This window comes from Hafnia alvei, from assembly GCF_900095695.1.
In the GTDB taxonomy this organism is placed as follows: Bacteria; Pseudomonadota; Gammaproteobacteria; order Enterobacterales; family Enterobacteriaceae; genus Hafnia; species Hafnia alvei_B.
This window is the reverse complement of record NZ_FMIQ01000064.1, coordinates 23,056-39,461: the sequence shown is the minus strand read 5'-3', so window position 1 is coordinate 39,461 and position 16,406 is coordinate 23,056. Positions and strand designations below refer to the sequence as shown.

Sequence of the window (16,406 nt, the reverse complement as noted above, 5' to 3'; positions counted from 1 at the left end):
CTCAAAAAATAACATTGAAAGTAGCGAAGTATGATGCTTGTCATAAAAAACACAATTCATAACTCAGAAGTAAAATATGGCAATTGTTTTAAAACGATTGCCGCTAGAGGATTAACTCCGTTTTATCTTCCGGTTTAACCTCTTATCTGATTTTTATTAGAAGTTCAGTATTACTCTACGGATAGAAATAAAAAAGAGCTTTTTTATTATAAATCAGATGTTGCATGTCTAAAAAGTAAGGCAGGGCAATTACTATGAAACAGCACTATAACTCATCTTATATCTTTAGAATCACGCTGGTTGCCACACTGGGAGGGCTCCTTTTTGGCTATGATACGGCGGTCATATCAGGTACGGTTGATTCGATAAATCAAGTATTTGTACAACCACAAGGCCTCAGCGAAGCCGCGGCTAACTCACTACTGGGCTTCTGCGTAGCCAGTGCGCTGATTGGGTGTATTATCGGTGGAGCAATGGGGGGCTATCTTAGCAATCGCTTTGGTCGTCGAAACTCATTAATGATCTCAGCGCTGCTTTTCCTTATTTCCGCTATCGGATCAGGATGGCCAGAATTAGGGTTAAGCACCATTAATCCAGATGGCGGAATACCTGTTTACTTGTCAGGATATATTCCAGAGTTTGTTATTTATAGAATCATCGGTGGCGTCGGCGTAGGATTAGCCTCAATGCTTTCCCCTATGTATATTGCGGAAATTGCACCGGCAGAAATAAGAGGTAAATTAGTTTCATTTAACCAATTTGCTATTATTTTTGGTCAGCTGATGGTTTATTGCGTTAACTATTTTATTGCACGCTCTGGCGATGCGCTATGGCTAAATAGCATCGGTTGGCGTTATATGTTTGCATCAGAGGCTATTCCAGCGATTTTATTCTTTGGTTTGCTGTTTTCCGTGCCAGAAAGCCCTCGTTGGCTCATTGCTCGTGGTGAAACCAAACGGGCTGGCGATATTCTGACTCGCATCATGGGGAAATTGCAGGCCGAACCCGCGCTGAAAGAGATCACCCGCTCACTCAATAATCCCGAGCATGCGAATGCGCGCTTGCTGATGTTTGGGGCGGGAGTCATCGTTATCGGCGTCATGCTTTCGGTATTCCAGCAGTTCGTCGGGATCAACGTAGTGCTGTATTACGCACCAGAAGTGTTTAAGACCTTAGGTGCCAGCACGGATATCGCCCTGCTACAAACCATCATCGTTGGGGTTATCAATCTAACCTTTACCGTAGTGGCCATTATGACGGTCGATAAATTTGGCCGTAAACCTTTGCAGATCATCGGCGCATTAGGCATGTCGCTTGGGATGTTTGGCTTAGGCACCGCTTTCTATGCCCAGCTTTCTGGCGTGGTGGCGCTCGCGTCAATGCTATTTTACGTGGCGGCTTTTGCCATGTCGTGGGGACCGGTTTGTTGGGTACTGCTTGCGGAAATATTCCCTAATGCAATCCGTAGCAAAGCCTTAGCTGTCGCCGTGGCTGCTCAGTGGATAGCGAACTATTTTGTCTCTTGGACGTTCCCAATGATGGATAAAAACTCCTATCTGGTGGCGCATTTCCATAACGGATTCTCCTACTGGATTTACGGCGTCATGGGCATTCTCGCCGCATTGTTTATGTGGAAATATGTTCCAGAAACCAAAGGGAAATCACTCGAAGAACTTGAATCTCTCTGGACCCACCGTCCTCGCTCACAGGATCAAGACATTAAAATCTAAAATCCTTCATACTCATCCGGCGTAAAGTCGGATGAGTGTTGTGAAATAATGCGTTATCCCCTTCGTACCCGATTTTGCTTCCCTGTTTGCGCCTTACCCATCATCGTTTAACGGAGTCAGTATGTTTGCCAAACGCTATCGCATTACATTGTTATTCAATGCCAACAAGGCGTATGACCGTCAGGTGGTGGAAGGTGTCGGTGAGTATTTACAGGCTTCTCAGTGTGATTGGGATATTTTTATCGAAGAGGACTTCCGTTGCCGCATCGACAATATCAGAGATTGGCTGGGCGATGGCGTGATTGCCGATTTTGACGATCGTGAAATTGAAACGCTGTTAAGCAATCTCGAAGTGCCGATTGTCGGCGTTGGTGGCTCCTATCATCGCGAAGAGGACTATCCACCCGTTTCTTACATCGCCACCGATAATCACGCGCTGGTCGAAAGCGCATTTTTGCATCTCAAAGAAAAAGGCATCAACCGCTTCGCTTTTTATGGCCTGCCAACCAGCAGCGATAAACGATGGGCGCAGGAGCGAGAGTATTTTTTCCGTCAGTTGGTCGCTAAAGAACAGTACCAAGGCGTGGTTTATCAAGGGATGGAAACAACGCCGGATAACTGGCAATACGCGCAGAACCGACTGGCTGACTGGGTACAGACGCTGCCGCCGCAAACCGGCATTATTGCCGTTACCGATGCGCGTGCTCGCCATCTATTACAGGTATGCGAGCATCTTGATATTGCCGTACCTGAAAAAATCAGCGTCATCGGCATCGATAATGAAGAACTCACGCGATATCTGTCACGCGTGGCGCTTTCGTCGGTCGCACAAGGCACACGCCAGATGGGTTATCGTGCAGCTAAAATGCTGCATCAGCTGCTATCAAGCGGAAAGCCGTCGGTTCCTCAACGTGTTTTAGTTCCGCCAATAAAAGTGGTTGAGCGAAGATCGACAGATTTTCGCTCGCTAAGCGATCCGTCCGTGATTCAAGCCATGCATTTTATTCGTCACCATGCCTGCGAAGGGATCAAGGTTGAACAGGTTTTGGATGCCGTGGGAATGTCCCGTTCAAACCTAGAGAAGCGTTTTAAAGATGAAACCGGACAAACGATTCATGCCGTGATCCATGAAGAGAAATTGGATCGCGCACGTAACCTCTTAATTGCCACATCGCTATCGATCAATGAAATCTCTCAAATGTGTGGTTATCCGTCGCTACAATATTTCTATTCGGTATTTAAGAAGGGATACAGCATGACGCCAAAGGATTATCGCGATCGCTTTGGTGACAATATTGGATAAAAAATATTTCGCATAAAACAATAAGTTGATAAGAAAAATCTTAGCCATCTTTCACTAAAAACGCCGCTTTTTGCCTCCATTCATATTGATTGGAACCAATGTCAAAGCGGCGGGAATACGCTATCTGTCGATCTCGTCACTCAATATGTAATCAGCTAGCTGCCAATTAACGGGTGATCCTTGGTAGTAAGGCATAATTGTGCCTTTTCGGATATTTAGAACAGGATGTGAAGATGAGTTCATCATCCGCCATACCCCAGTTTGTGGACATTCATGTCCGCTTACTCGCTGGATCCCGAGCGGCTTCCGTGTCATTTCGTTTTGATTCTGAGATATAAGTTCAGTAGATAAGTAAGCAAAATTATTACTTTCTATTCTCATGACATCCTCAAGCAATAAAAGAAAGAACATTTATGAAAAGCGACATGACTTAGAAAAATCTTAAGCGCAAAAAATAAACATAAAAATGATAAATAATTTGTTGGTTAATGTTTTGGCAAATATACTTGCGAGGATTAATCCGATTTACTCTTATTAGGTTTTAATATGTGTGTTAGAAACACATTAATTAAGTTTTGCTGGTTTTTGCTTGTTGGCTTGACCAGTAGCCAAGCGATGGCGGTCAACTGCCAGCGTGCAACTACGCCGTTGGAAAATACCATTTGTAGTAATGATGGCCTGCACTGGCTAGACACCACGATGACCATTATTTATCGTGCCATGTTGGTTAAAGAAGATTCGCTGAAAGTGCATAGCCAGTACGAAAACTGGGAAAAATCGCTCGAAAAATGTACCAGCGATAATTGCATCGAGCGCGCTTATTATGAAGGGATCAGCACCCTTTCTGATGCCGATACTAACTTCCAGTGGGATGGCCAGTGGTGGAATCTCAGCGCAGGCAATATGAGCGGCGGCACCGTTCAGTTCAGCCGCAATAACGAATGGGGCTTTAACATTGATATCCATGCTTGGGCTGGGATGAACGGTGATGAATACACCGCTGAAGCCCGTAAGCTCTACGGCATCGGTATCGTTGATCGGGTGGCTGATACCAGCAATTGTAAACTACTGCTCATCCCTAAAAAGGATGGCTCGCTGCAAATTCATAGCAACGCCGACTGGGGATGCAGAATGTCTATGCCAGACGGCGTATTCATTGATGGAAAATATACAAAAGCCACCCAAGATCCTCGCCCAAAGCCTTCGCTATTATCCATTGGGATTATTACGGAAGCCGCTCGCGATCGGCAATTTCGTGAACTCGTGGGAGACGATTATCAGCGCTTTGTCGATACCGCAAACGTCTACGTCTATAGCGAAGATCTCGACAATATTGGCGCTAGAGTCATTTCAATGTGGGTACGTGGCGCATCAAATAATCAAGCCGCTATTATTATGTATACGCCAGAAGGCGATATGTGGGCTGGCCTGATTGTGCCTGATAAAAATGGTCAGCTTGCCATGCGCTATTACAGCTCAAAAAATCAGGATGAAAAAATGATGCCGAGAACCTTGGCGTCGTGGAAACTTCATTTTTTAGAGAAATAGCCGATACCCTCTACCCCCCCATTCTTGCCACCGTGAGAATGGGGTATAAATACTACGAAACCCAGCCCTTTCTATCAATTTTCCCCACAACCCAACTGCACAACAAACTTCCCGCCAGCGCGAATAAAAACACCATGAAAATATCCACCAGCGGCCAGCTGCGTGCATCTAGATGATGGGTGCGGATGAAGTGGATAAAAAATGCGTGGAAGCCATAAATCGCCAACGAATGACGTGAAATAAACGCCATCCACCGAGATTGAGAATGATTAAAGTTATTCTTAAAGAAGAGAAAAATAGCGCAGCTAGCAATAAACACCAGCGGCCCACAGTACATGTAGTAAGTATCAGCAAATCCACCGTTGTGCTGTGTTTGGCGGTAGGTAGAAAATGCAATCGCGGCCACGCAGCCGATAAAAGCTAGCGCAGCGCTCCAAGATACACGCCGCTGCTCGGTGTGTAACATCCCCAGAGATCGCCCCATCAACGCATAAAGCAGGTAGTAAAACATATCGCCAGAGATATGCAGATTAATAGGGAAAAGCTTAATCCCCTGATAGCTGTATTGCGGCAAATTAGGGTTGGCGATAACCGCCAGTACGGCAACCACTATCGCCAAATATCGCGCACTCACCGCACGCACACTAATCAATGGGGAAATGATATACAGAGCCAATATCGCATAGAAAAACCATAGGTGATAAAACACCGGCTTCACGAGGAAATATCGAATAGAAAGCCACGGATTAATATGTGTCAGCGTACTGATATACAACAGCCCTAGCGCGCTATAAAACAGCAAGCAGCGCAAAACATGCAGCACATGTCGCCCTTGAGCCGACTTCTCGCCAAAAAATAGATAGCCAGAAATCATGAAAAATAAGGGCACACACACCCGAGATGCCGAATTAAGGAGGTTTGCCACATCCCAATTTATTTGGCCAATACTAAACCCGCTGGTGACATAGTAAGTTGTTGAATGGATCATCACCACCATGAGGCAAGCCGTGGCGCGTAAGTTATCGATCCAAATGATTTTCTGACTCATGTTTTTGCGCCAAGCCCTTACCTGAATTCCGTATAACACCGACGGTGTTTTTGTTAAAAACAGGTTAACCTTCCGACCCCTCCGTCAGCAATCAGAAGAATGCCTAAGCTAATCGTGATTTATATTTTTGAGTTACACATCACTGATTGCCAAGCGTGATAATTGACGGCAAAATAGCCACTCAGCCTTACGTTGTTCGTAACAACATAATCTGTTCACCGACACATCGCCGGTTTTTTTTCCCTTTTCTGAATAAACAAATAACTAATAAATATGCAAAAGTCTCTCTCCGCCGCAGGGCGATTGGGCCGACAGGCGCTGCTGTTTCCGCTTTGTCTGGTTCTGTATGAATTCACCACCTATATCGGCAACGACATGATCCAGCCCGGTATGTTGACCGTGGTGCAAGAATTTAACGTTGGCCAAGAATGGGTACCAACGTCAATGACCGCTTATCTGGCCGGTGGCATGTTCCTGCAATGGCTGCTTGGACCATTGTCGGACCGCATTGGGCGTCGTCCCGTTATGTTGGCTGGCGTGGCCTATTTTGTCGTGATGTGTTTAGCCATTTTGCTGGCACAGACAATCGAGCAATTTACGCTGCTGCGCTTCTTGCAGGGGGTGAGCCTGTGCTTTATTGGGGCAGTGGGCTATGCCGCCATTCAAGAGTCCTTTGAAGAGTCGGTGTGCATAAAAATCACCGCGCTGATGGCAAACGTGGCCCTGATTGCTCCGTTGCTAGGGCCTTTGGCTGGTGCCGCTTGGGTGCATATTTTGCCATGGCAAATGATGTTTGTGATGTTTGCCGCACTCGCCGCGTTCTCATTCTATGGGCTGTGGCGTGCTATGCCTGAAACCGCGACGCGTCGCGGTGAAAAGCTGTCGCTGAAAGCGCTGGGGCAGGACTATAAACAGGTGCTGTCAAACCGCCATTTTCTGTGCGGTGCGCTCGCGACCGGTTTCGCCAGTTTGCCGCTTTTAGCTTGGATCGCGCAGTCTCCGGTCATCATAATTAGCGGCGAAGGTTTAAGCAGCTATGATTACGGGCTTCTACAGGTTCCGGTGTTCGGCGCTCTGATTCTAGGCAACTTTACGCTGGCGAAAATGACCAGTACTCGCAGCGTTCGCTCCCTGATTAAACTTGGCGCATGGCCAATGATGCTGGGACTGGCAATCGCTGCGGTTGCGACGGTGCACGCTTCTCATGCCTATCTGTGGATGACGGCGGGACTGAGTATCTACGCCTTCGGGATCGGGATCGCTAACGCAGGATTATATCGTTTAACGCTATTTTCCAGCGATATGAGCAAAGGCACAGTGTCGGCTGCAATGGGCATGCTCAGTATGCTGATTTTTACCGTCGGTATTGAGTTAACCAAACACGCCTATTTGCTCGGCGGTAATAGCTGGTTCAGCCTATTTAACCTGATGAGCGGTATTATTTGGCTGACGCTTGTGGCGCTGTTCTTGCGTAATAAGCAGGTCGGGATGCCGCAGGCGGCATAAGCTCTGCGACAACTCCTACCCGAAGTGTAATGTCGTTCACTTAAGCTCGATTTTAGGGGGAGCACACCGATGGGGTCGTAGCGGCGTAAGCCGCCGACAACTTTGCCTGGAGCAAAGTTGAACAACGCGGAAGCGTTGCCCTTTAGGGGGGAACACATGAATGTGTTCCGTAACCGCCCCGCGGTGTGGTAGACCCTTGTATCTCGATCTCTTAAACGAACGGCATTACTGCCCAAGGTGGGGCTACTATTCACCCAGCCTCACTGAATACTGCCCTCATCATCATCTTCGGTCGCAGGCAGTACCATATACGTCCCTTCAAACACCGCGCCTGGATGCTCATCACCATACAGATTTACCGAAAGCTGAACGCGAGCTTTGCGCCCGCGAGCAAGCCTGTCCAGATCGCCGCTGACGGAGCTGAGATCCGCAACCGCGCGTGGTCGACCGGTAATCGGTGCGCTATAGCGTATATGTGCATCGGCCAGAATAATGGTTCCGCCTAAATGTTGTTCACGCAGCAGCAGCCAAATCAGCCCCCAGCCCGTTAACGTCGCCAGCGAAAACAGGCTACCTGCAAACAGCGTTTGATGTGGGTTTTGATTGCCTGACTCCGGCATGGTGGTCACAAAACGCTGACCAGTATATTGGCTGATTCGCACACCCATTTTTTCACTTAACGGGATGTTTTCGTACCATGCTTTTTGCAACTGAGCGCACCAATCAGGGCGATGCAAAATATCATCAAGCGTTGCTACCGGTTTAATCATCAGGAAATGGCGTACCGGCGTGGTTTGCGGTGCGGTAATTTCGCCCTGATTTTCAAAACCCAGCTTGGCAAAAAACTCTACCGCATCTTCGCGTGCACTACACACCACGCGTTTAACCCCTTCCTGACGCGCTACAGACTCCAGCGTCATCGCCACCAGCGTTCCTAACCCTTTGGCCTGTACGGTTGGATCAACCGCTAGAAAGCGGATAGAGGCTTCATTATCGGCATTGATATATAAACGCCCGATGGCTACAGGTTTTCCCGATTCATCAACCACCATTTGATGATGCGCCATCGCATCATAGGCATCACGCTCCGATCCCACAGGCTGATGCAGCGGCTTACGCAGCATCTCCCAGCGAAACTGGTAATAATCTTTTAGCTCTTGCTCTGTAACCGGAACTCGCAGGTGATACATAACTTGCTCTCTCTCATCGTACAATCGCAAAGGTACAGATAATCATCGTGGTTTAGGCGTTATCGGCGCAGTCATTTTGAGAGCGGACAGCGCGCAAGAACCGGAGCGTACAATAGTACGTGAGGATTCTGAGCACTGCCCAACCTCAAAATGGCAAGCAAGATAGCCTAAACCTGGAGCCAGAAGGTGACCGGCCCATCATTGAGTAGCGAAACCTTCATATCAGCCGCAAACTGCCCGGTTTGGGTGTTGATGCCGGTTTCACGGCACTGGCCAACGAAGTATTCATACAGGCGTTCGGCTTCATCGGGAGCAGCTCCGCCGGAGAAGCTTGGGCGCATCCCCTTTTGAGTGTCTGCGGCTAAGGTAAACTGGGAAACCACCAGTACGCTGCCACCGGCCTGCTGAACGTTAAGATTCATCTTGTCGTTTTCATCGCTGAAAATTCGATAGCCCAACACTTTGTCACGCAGTCTTTGGGCTTTTTGTTCGTTATCTTCTTTTTCAACGCCCAGTAATACCAGCAGCCCCGGGCCAATTTCGCCCACGGTGGTGCCTTCAACAACAACGCTGGCATGAGTTACTCTCTGAATTAACGCTATCATTTAGTTCTTCTCTTCCTTATCGTTTTCTGGCGGTGTCGCTTGAATTTTCTGGTTTTCTTCTCGTTTTGCGCGCTGATGCATAGCGCGGTATTCACTTAGCGAGACGGTAATCTCTGCGCCTAATAACACAATACACCAGCTCCAGTAGACCCAGACAAACAGTATCGGTATCACGGCCAGTACGCCATAAATCAATTGATACGATGGAAACATCGTGACGTATAGCCCAAAGCCTTTTTTGCCCAATTCGAACAACAGCCCTGCCACAGCCGCGCCGATCAGCGCATCTCTGGCGGGTACTCGCTGCGTGGGCACGACGCAGTAAATGAGCCAGAAACTAGCGCAGGAGAGCAGGAAAGGAAAAATGCGCAGCATCTGATCCACCAGCGAATACACGCCGGTCATCGCCAGCCAGCGAATGGAAAGTAGATAGGTGCTAATCGCCATGCTGGCCCCCACTAAAATGGGGCCAAGGGTTAATACCATCCAATAGATCGCAAATGAATAGACGATTGGCCGCTGAGTACGGCTACGCCAAATATGGTTTAGCGCACCGTCAACGGAAGAGATGACCAACAGGGCCGTAACAATCAGCCCAACGGCACCCACGGCGGTCATCTTGCTCGAATTGGCGACAAACTGTTCGATATAAGACTGCACCACATCGCCGGCAGCGGGAACAAAATTGGTAAAAATAAAGTGTTTGAGCTGCTCGGAAACTTCGCCAAACATGGGGAAAGCGGCAAACAACGAGAAGACCACGGTGACGAGAGGAACCAGAGATAGCAGCGAAACATAGGCTAAACTGCCCGCCATCATGCTCACTCGGTCGTGATTGACTCTGGCCCACAAAAGGCGCCCAAAAGAGATGCAGGACTTCGCTGACTGCCAAGAAAAAAGGGTCATGCCCCCTCCTGAAAACAACGCTCAGACCATGACATTACGGCCTGAGCGGTTAAACATCTTTTAATGTTAACGTTTTCTTGGGGTTGCGCAAAAAAATGCGCAGGATAAAACAAATTATCCCATTACCTGCCCCCTTATTACCTACCCCATAGATAGGCTAGGCAAAATACGCGGGCACCACTTGGTTATCCGTGACGAGAATAGACTTAATTCCCAACGCCGCTGCGGCCGCAACGTTTTCAGCGTTGTCATCAAAGAATACCGCATCGCTGGCTGGACAATGCTCCTGAGCCAACACGTGCTGATAAATCTCCGCATCTGGCTTACGCATACCGAGATCTTGGGAGAGATACATATGATCGCTGGCGGCTTCCACTTCAGGATAATGCTTCGGCCAATAGTTGCTGTGTAGGCGGTTGGTGTTTGATAGCACAACCACGCGATTGCCGTAGCTGCGCAGTTTTTTCATGAGCTCAATCACTTCCGGACGCAGACCAACAAATACCGACTGCCAGCCTAACTCAAACTGTTCGAAGCTGAGTGCTATCCCCATTTCAGCACAGAGTTTGTGCGCAAACTCTTCATCGGTAATGGTGCCACGCTCGTGTTGCTGGAAAACCTCGCCCATTTTGAATCGTTCGGACAGCGTGGCCAGCGGCACACCGCTATATTTGCTCCAAACACCGAGCACGCGCTTAAAATCAATATCTACAATCACATTCCCTAAATCAAAGATGTACAACATGTGCCGCTCCTGATTTTTTGTGAGTTTTTACTCTAACCTGAAATCGTGCGCTGAAATAGGCACCGTCTCTAAACGCCGCAACGAATACAGAATATCCAAAATCCGCTGTTCTGGGGCTTTCTACAACACCCTGATAGCCGAACTCCCTACTTAAACGCGCAAAAATTGGACATAGATCACAATTCCTCACTGCGCATGACTATTTCAATAGCATCAAAACCTTTATTTCACTGTGGGTATAAGAATTTTCTAACTTCCGCCGATAGCAAATCAAACATCGCATATTTATTACCCAAAATAAGGCCGGAAATTATGTTTAAAAATCTAACAATCAGAACAGGGCTGCTCATTTTATTGGCCGTATTTGCCTTACTCCAATTTACATCCAGTGGAATCGGAATGTTTTTTCTTCATCAAAACGATAAAGACGTCAGCTTTCTGGAAGTCACCGCAAGCGAACAAAAAGCACTCTCCGATTCACGTGATGCCGTCTTACGCCTGCGTTCGATTATTGATAGCACCGTTATTCAACTCACCAATAACATGCCGGTTAATGTGCCGCAGGTCGTCAAAACATTGCGCCAAGAATTACAAGCTTCGCAGACTAACTTTGACTTGTTCATGAAGATCCCAGGTATAACGATGAGCCGGCCTGAAATCGGTAGGATCATGGAAAAAGCCCAGGCGGATCAGGTTTCAAGCGCGTTGGCGAATATTGGCTTACTGGAAAATTTCACCACACCAGAACAACTGCAACAGTCCATGACCAGCTATCAAGAATCTCGCGTGAAGGTGCGGAAAGAATATGATGACCAGTACGCCAACTATGTGAACCTGCGTCAGGAAAATCTGGTCAAGGCGAGTGCCGATAGCACGGCCTCTTACACGTTCTCCATTCAAATCATGTGCGCTATTTTAGTTGCCGTAGTGGTGCTATTTATCATTGCTTACTTCTGGCTGGATCGCATCTTGGTGAAGCCATTGAACAAGGTATCCGGCTATTTTGCCCAAATTGGTAAAGGCGATCTTCGCCACCCGATTGACGTCGAAAACAATAATGAAATCGGTAAGTTATGCGCCGCACTGCAAGAGATGCAATATGAACTGATTGAAACCGTGAAGTCCATTCGCGACGGCGTGGAGTCGATTAATATTGGCACTCAAGAAATTGCAGCCGGCAACACCGACCTCTCCAGCCGTACGGAAGAGCAGGCATCCGCGTTAGCAGAAACGGCCGCCAGCATGGAGCAGATATCGTCTACGGTTAAGCTCAACGCGGATAACGCCGTGCAAGCCTCCTCCATGATCCAAACATCGGCTTCTATCGCTCATGAAGGCGAGCAGCAGATGAAGAACATGACCACCAAAATGCACACCATCAAAACCAATGCGCAAAAGATGGGCGATATCATTAGCGTCATCGACAGCATTGCTTTCCAAACTAATATACTGGCTCTGAATGCCGCCGTAGAGGCCGCTCGTGCAGGCGAAGCTGGGCGTGGATTTGCCGTTGTCGCCAGCGAAGTGCGTAACCTTGCCCAACGCTCTGCACAGTCAGCAAAAGAAATTAACAGCCTGATTTCTGAATCTGCCTACCAAATTCAAGAAGGTGCGGAACTGGCAGATAAAACAGGGTCAACAATCGCGGAAATGACCAGCGCCATCTCGAAGGCAAGCACGATGATGGACAGCATCTCTTACGCCTCTGAAGAGCAAAGCCGTGGAGTAGAACAAATACGCGTAGCCATCACCCAAATGGATCAGGTCACTCAACAAAATGCGGCCTTGGTCGAGCAGGTCGCAACCACAGCCGCAAACGTTGAAGATCTCTCAGGCAGCCTCACACAGGCCGTCGCCGTCTTTCAAATTAATGGCCAAACCACAAAAACGGTAAAAAACTCTACGGCAGTAAAAACGGCAGAAATGCTAGATGATGAAAACTGGATCTAATTTTTAGGTATAAAAAAGGGCACCCTAAGGTGCCCTAATATCAGACTTAAACAATCGTTAAAGAAGATTAGTCTTCTTTAGGGCCACGAGCTGCGCGGCGACGGTCGTTTTCAGTCAGGTGACGTTTACGGATACGTACAGAAACCGGAGTCACTTCTACCAATTCGTCGTCATCGATGAATTCCAGAGCCTGTTCCAGAGACATTTTAATCGCAGGAACCAGGGTAGTTGCTTCATCAGTACCAGACGCACGCATGTTGGTCAGTTTCTTACCGGTCAAGCAGTTAACGGTCAGGTCGTTAGAACGAGTATGAATACCGATGATCTGGCCTTCATAAACTTCTGCACCGTGACCCAAGAACAGCTTACCGCGATCCTGCAGACCGAACAGAGCAAACGCAACCGCTTTACCCTGACCGTTAGAGATCAGCACGCCGTTCTGACGCTGGCCGATTTCGCCTGGACGTACATCGTCGTAATGGCTGAAGGTGGAGTACAGCAGACCAGTACCAGAAGTCATAGTCATGAATTCAGTACGGAAGCCGATCAGGCCACGCGCAGGGATGATGTAATCCAAACGGATACGACCCTTGCCATCTGGAACCATGTTTTTAACGTCGCCCTTACGTTCACCCATGGCTTGCATGACTGAACCCTGGTGCTGCTCTTCGATATCCAGAGTTACGTTTTCAAACGGTTCTTGCATACGGCCATCAATCTTACGGTTGATAACCTTAGGACGAGATACTGCCAGCTCGAAACCTTCACGACGCATGTTTTCGATCAGAACCGACAGGTGAAGTTCACCACGGCCTGAAACGCGGAATGCATCAGCATCTTCAGTTTCTTCAACGCGCAGAGCAACGTTGTGTACCAGTTCTTTCTGCAGACGCTCCAGGATCTGACGGGAGGTCACGTATTTACCTTCTTTACCGCAGAACGGAGAGGTGTTTACGCAGAAGTACATGGTTACAGTTGGTTCATCAACGCTCAGCGCAGGCAGAGCTTCAACATTACCCACTTCACAAATAGTGTCGGAAATGTTCAGTTCACCCAGACCGGTGATTGCAATGATGTCGCCAGCTTCAGCAACGTCAGCTTCGATACGCTCCAGACCCATGTGGGTCAGAACTTTACCGACTTTACCGTTACGAGTTTTGCCTTCGCTATCGATCAAAGTAACCTGTTGGTTAGGTTTGATTTTACCGCGTTTGATACGGCCGATACCGATAACGCCAACGTAGTTGTTGTAGTCCAGCTGAGAAATTTGCATCTGGAAAGGTGCGTCAGCTTCAACTTGTGGCGGAGATACATGGTCAACAATCGCTTGATACAGCGGAGTCATGTCGTCGGCCATATCGTTATGGTCCAGACCCGCAATACCGTTCAACGCAGATGCGTAAACGATTGGGAAGTCCAGCTGCTCGTCGGTTGCGTCCAAGTTAACGAACAGGTCGAATACCTGATCGACAACCCAGTCAGGACGTGCGCCCGGACGGTCAACTTTGTTGATAACCACAATTGGTTTCAGACCGTTAGCAAATGCTTTTTTGGTCACGAAACGGGTCTGCGGCATAGGGCCATCCATTGCGTCAACAACCAGCAGTACCGAGTCAACCATAGACATTACACGTTCAACTTCGCCACCGAAGTCAGCATGCCCCGGGGTATCCACGATGTTGATACGGTAGTCTTTCCAATTAATGGCGGTGTTTTTCGCGAGGATGGTAATCCCACGCTCTTTCTCCAAATCGTTGGAGTCCATTACGCGTTCAGTTGCTTCTTCACGTTCACCGAACGTGCCGGATTGTTGTAGCAACTTGTCAACCAGGGTGGTTTTCCCATGGTCAACGTGCGCAATAATGGCGATGTTACGCAGATTTTCGATCACAGCTTTGCCTCAGGCATTAGAAATAGCGCGCTATTGTACACGTAATAAGCGAGGGACTAAACAAGATCACAAGCATCTCTTATAAACAACCGTAAAAAGGTGAGTTTGTGATCCTATTCACGATGCCAAACGGCGCGGGAATGAACAATTTGCACTGGAATGGTGCATATGAAATCTTACACTGCACCATTCTGGTGCGGAATTCGATTCTGGTGCATAGTCTCCTATCACCAGATACGCCAATTATGCGCTTTCCGAGCGATTTGTAAAGTTGGCATGGTTTTAGCTTGTATAAATTTATGGTGAAAAAACCATTTATATATACAGATTCGTTCCACGACGACCTTAGGCAACCGGGAGTAGAGTATGTCCGCTGAACACGTATTAACAATGCTGAATGAGCATGAAGTCAAATTCGTAGACCTGCGTTTTACTGATACGAAAGGTAAAGAACAGCACGTTACGATCCCTGCTCATCAAGTCAATGCCGACTTCTTCGAAGAAGGTAAAATGTTTGACGGCTCCTCTATCGGCGGCTGGAAAGGTATCAACGAATCCGACATGGTGCTGATGCCAGATGCAAGCACTGCGGTTCTGGATCCGTTCTTTGAAGAACCGACTCTGATTATCCGTTGCGACATTCTTGAGCCAGGCACCATGCAGGGCTACGACCGCGACCCGCGCTCCATCTCTAAACGTGCAGAAGATTACCTGCGCGCTTCAGGCATCGCAGATACCGTTCTGTTTGGGCCTGAACCAGAATTCTTCCTGTTCGATGACATTCGTTTTGGCAGCAGCATTCGTGGCTCCCACGTAGCTATTGACGATATCGAAGGCGCATGGAACTCCAGCACCAAATACGAAGGCGGCAACAAAGGCCATCGTCCAGCGGTGAAAGGCGGCTATTTCCCAGTGCCTCCTGTCGATTCTTCACAGGATATCCGTTCTACCATGTGTCTAACCATGGAAGACATGGGTTTGGTGGTTGAAGCTCATCACCATGAAGTTGCAACAGCCGGTCAGAACGAAGTGGCAACCCGCTTCAATACCATGACCAAAAAAGCTGACGAAATTCAGATTTACAAATACGTGGTTCACAACGTGGCTCACGCATTCGGCAAAACAGCCACCTTTATGCCAAAACCAATGTTTGGCGATAATGGTTCTGGTATGCACTGCCATATGTCTCTGTCTAAGAACGGGACTAACCTGTTCGCAGGCGACAAATACGCTGGCCTGTCTGAAATGGCGCTGTACTACATTGGCGGCGTAATCAAACATGCTAAAGCGATTAATGCGCTGGCAAACCCAACGACTAACTCCTACAAGCGTTTGGTCCCTGGCTACGAAGCTCCAGTTATGCTGGCTTACTCTGCCCGTAACCGTTCTGCTTCTATCCGTATTCCAGTTATCGCCAGCCCGAAAGGACGCCGCATTGAAGTTCGCTTCCCAGATCCAGCGGCTAACCCATACCTGTGCTTCGCTGCACTGTTGATGGCAGGCTTGGACGGTATTGCGAACAAAATCCATCCTGGCGATGCTATGGATAAGAACCTGTACGATCTGCCACCAGAAGAAGCGAAAGAGATCCCTACCGTTGCGGGTTCTCTGGACGAAGCGCTGGCCTGTCTGGATGCTGACCGTGAATTCTTGACCCGCGGTGGTGTGTTCACTAACGACGCGATCGATGCTTACATCAAACTGCGTCAGGAAGAGATGGAACGTGTGCGCATGACCCCACATCCTGTTGAGTTTGAACTGTACTACAGCGTTTAAATCCGGCGTTTAAATCCGGCGTTTAAAACCAGCGTCTTAAAACACGCTCATACGCTTGGCACGCCTTATGGTGTGCCGCTAAAAGATTCAAATTGGTTCGTCGATTTTTTGTTGCCGTGGAAACTTTATACCCATCTTCGGATGGGTTTTTTTCTCCACTTTTTTTGAGCACCTAACTGATGGGCACCAGCAGAGAAATTTTTTTTAC

At 48.2% G+C, this 16,406-nt stretch carries 12 protein-coding genes; 6 read left to right on the top strand and 6 right to left on the bottom strand.

The annotated features are described in order from the left end of the window. The first annotated feature begins 254 nt into the window (after positions 1-254). The 3 genes from xylE (at position 255) to BN1044_RS17690 (ending at position 4,581) form a co-directional block, all read left to right on the top strand. Complete coding sequence (xylE, locus tag BN1044_RS17705) at positions 255-1,730, top strand: D-xylose transporter XylE (protein WP_072309787.1); 1,476 nt, start codon at positions 255-257, stop codon at positions 1,728-1,730. Between the two features lie 121 nt (positions 1,731-1,851). Next, complete coding sequence (xylR, locus tag BN1044_RS17700; RefSeq protein WP_072309786.1) at positions 1,852-3,033, top strand: D-xylose utilization transcriptional activator XylR; 1,182 nt, start codon at positions 1,852-1,854, stop codon at positions 3,031-3,033. A 546-nt stretch (positions 3,034-3,579) separates the two neighbouring features. Beyond that, entirely contained in the window at positions 3,580-4,581 is a 1,002-nt protein-coding gene (locus BN1044_RS17690; protein WP_072309785.1) for a lysozyme inhibitor LprI family protein, read from the top strand. Between the two features lie 52 nt (positions 4,582-4,633). Here BN1044_RS17690 and BN1044_RS17685 read toward each other — a convergent pair whose 3' ends face one another. After that, positions 4,634-5,629: an acyltransferase gene (locus BN1044_RS17685; RefSeq protein WP_072309784.1), complete on the bottom strand. Its 996-nt coding sequence runs from the start codon at positions 5,627-5,629 to the stop codon at positions 4,634-4,636. A gap of 273 nt (positions 5,630-5,902) precedes the next feature. Here BN1044_RS17685 and BN1044_RS17680 point away from each other — a divergent pair, with 273 nt between their 5' ends. Beyond that, a complete protein-coding gene (locus BN1044_RS17680; protein WP_072309783.1) occupies positions 5,903-7,135 on the top strand; it encodes an MFS transporter in 1,233 nt (410 codons plus the stop codon). A gap of 260 nt (positions 7,136-7,395) precedes the next feature. Here the strand turns inward: BN1044_RS17680 and fabY are convergent, their stop codons facing one another. The 4 genes from fabY to yihX form a co-directional block, all read right to left on the bottom strand. After that, positions 7,396-8,325, bottom strand: a complete 930-nt coding sequence (gene fabY, locus BN1044_RS17675) for a fatty acid biosynthesis protein FabY (protein ID WP_072309782.1) — start codon at positions 8,323-8,325, stop codon at positions 7,396-7,398. Between the two features lie 167 nt (positions 8,326-8,492). Continuing rightward, positions 8,493-8,930, bottom strand: coding sequence for a D-aminoacyl-tRNA deacylase (gene dtd / locus BN1044_RS17670; RefSeq protein WP_025799727.1), 438 nt, complete (start codon positions 8,928-8,930; stop codon positions 8,493-8,495). Continuing rightward, entirely contained in the window at positions 8,931-9,836 is a 906-nt protein-coding gene (locus tag BN1044_RS17665) for a virulence factor BrkB family protein (protein WP_072309781.1), read from the bottom strand. A 157-nt stretch (positions 9,837-9,993) separates the two neighbouring features. Then, positions 9,994-10,581, bottom strand: coding sequence for a glucose-1-phosphatase (yihX, locus tag BN1044_RS17660; protein ID WP_040044549.1), 588 nt, complete (start codon positions 10,579-10,581; stop codon positions 9,994-9,996). Positions 10,582-10,893: 312 nt separating this feature from the next. Here yihX and BN1044_RS17655 point away from each other — a divergent pair, with 312 nt between their 5' ends. Then, positions 10,894-12,531 (top strand): methyl-accepting chemotaxis protein, encoded by a 1,638-nt coding sequence (locus tag BN1044_RS17655; protein WP_072309780.1) that lies wholly within the window; start codon positions 10,894-10,896, stop codon positions 12,529-12,531. A gap of 67 nt (positions 12,532-12,598) precedes the next feature. Here BN1044_RS17655 and typA read toward each other — a convergent pair whose 3' ends face one another. Then, positions 12,599-14,422, bottom strand: coding sequence for a ribosome-dependent GTPase TypA (gene typA, locus BN1044_RS17650; RefSeq protein ID WP_025799735.1), 1,824 nt, complete (start codon positions 14,420-14,422; stop codon positions 12,599-12,601). 366 nt (positions 14,423-14,788) lie between these two features. Between typA and glnA the strand changes: the two genes are divergently transcribed. Then, positions 14,789-16,198: a glutamate--ammonia ligase gene (gene glnA, locus BN1044_RS17645; protein ID WP_072309779.1), complete on the top strand. Its 1,410-nt coding sequence runs from the start codon at positions 14,789-14,791 to the stop codon at positions 16,196-16,198. Positions 16,199-16,406 lie beyond the last annotated feature (208 nt).

What these genes read in the sequence shown, in the direction of transcription:
- xylE (WP_072309787.1), top strand. Translation starts at nt 255, where the DNA reads ATGAAACAGCACTATAACTCATCTTATATCTTTAGAATCACGCTGGTT.
- xylR (WP_072309786.1), top strand. Translation starts at nt 1,852, where the DNA reads ATGTTTGCCAAACGCTATCGCATTACATTGTTATTCAATGCCAACAAG.
- BN1044_RS17690 (WP_072309785.1), top strand. Translation starts at nt 3,580, where the DNA reads ATGTGTGTTAGAAACACATTAATTAAGTTTTGCTGGTTTTTGCTTGTT.
- BN1044_RS17685 (WP_072309784.1), bottom strand. Translation starts at nt 5,629, where the DNA reads ATGAGTCAGAAAATCATTTGGATCGATAACTTACGCGCCACGGCTTGC.
- BN1044_RS17680 (WP_072309783.1), top strand. Translation starts at nt 5,903, where the DNA reads ATGCAAAAGTCTCTCTCCGCCGCAGGGCGATTGGGCCGACAGGCGCTG.
- fabY (WP_072309782.1), bottom strand. Translation starts at nt 8,325, where the DNA reads ATGTATCACCTGCGAGTTCCGGTTACAGAGCAAGAGCTAAAAGATTAT.
- dtd (WP_025799727.1), bottom strand. Translation starts at nt 8,930, where the DNA reads ATGATAGCGTTAATTCAGAGAGTAACTCATGCCAGCGTTGTTGTTGAA.
- BN1044_RS17665 (WP_072309781.1), bottom strand. Translation starts at nt 9,836, where the DNA reads ATGACCCTTTTTTCTTGGCAGTCAGCGAAGTCCTGCATCTCTTTTGGG.
- yihX (WP_040044549.1), bottom strand. Translation starts at nt 10,581, where the DNA reads ATGTTGTACATCTTTGATTTAGGGAATGTGATTGTAGATATTGATTTT.
- BN1044_RS17655 (WP_072309780.1), top strand. Translation starts at nt 10,894, where the DNA reads ATGTTTAAAAATCTAACAATCAGAACAGGGCTGCTCATTTTATTGGCC.
- glnA (WP_072309779.1), top strand. Translation starts at nt 14,789, where the DNA reads ATGTCCGCTGAACACGTATTAACAATGCTGAATGAGCATGAAGTCAAA.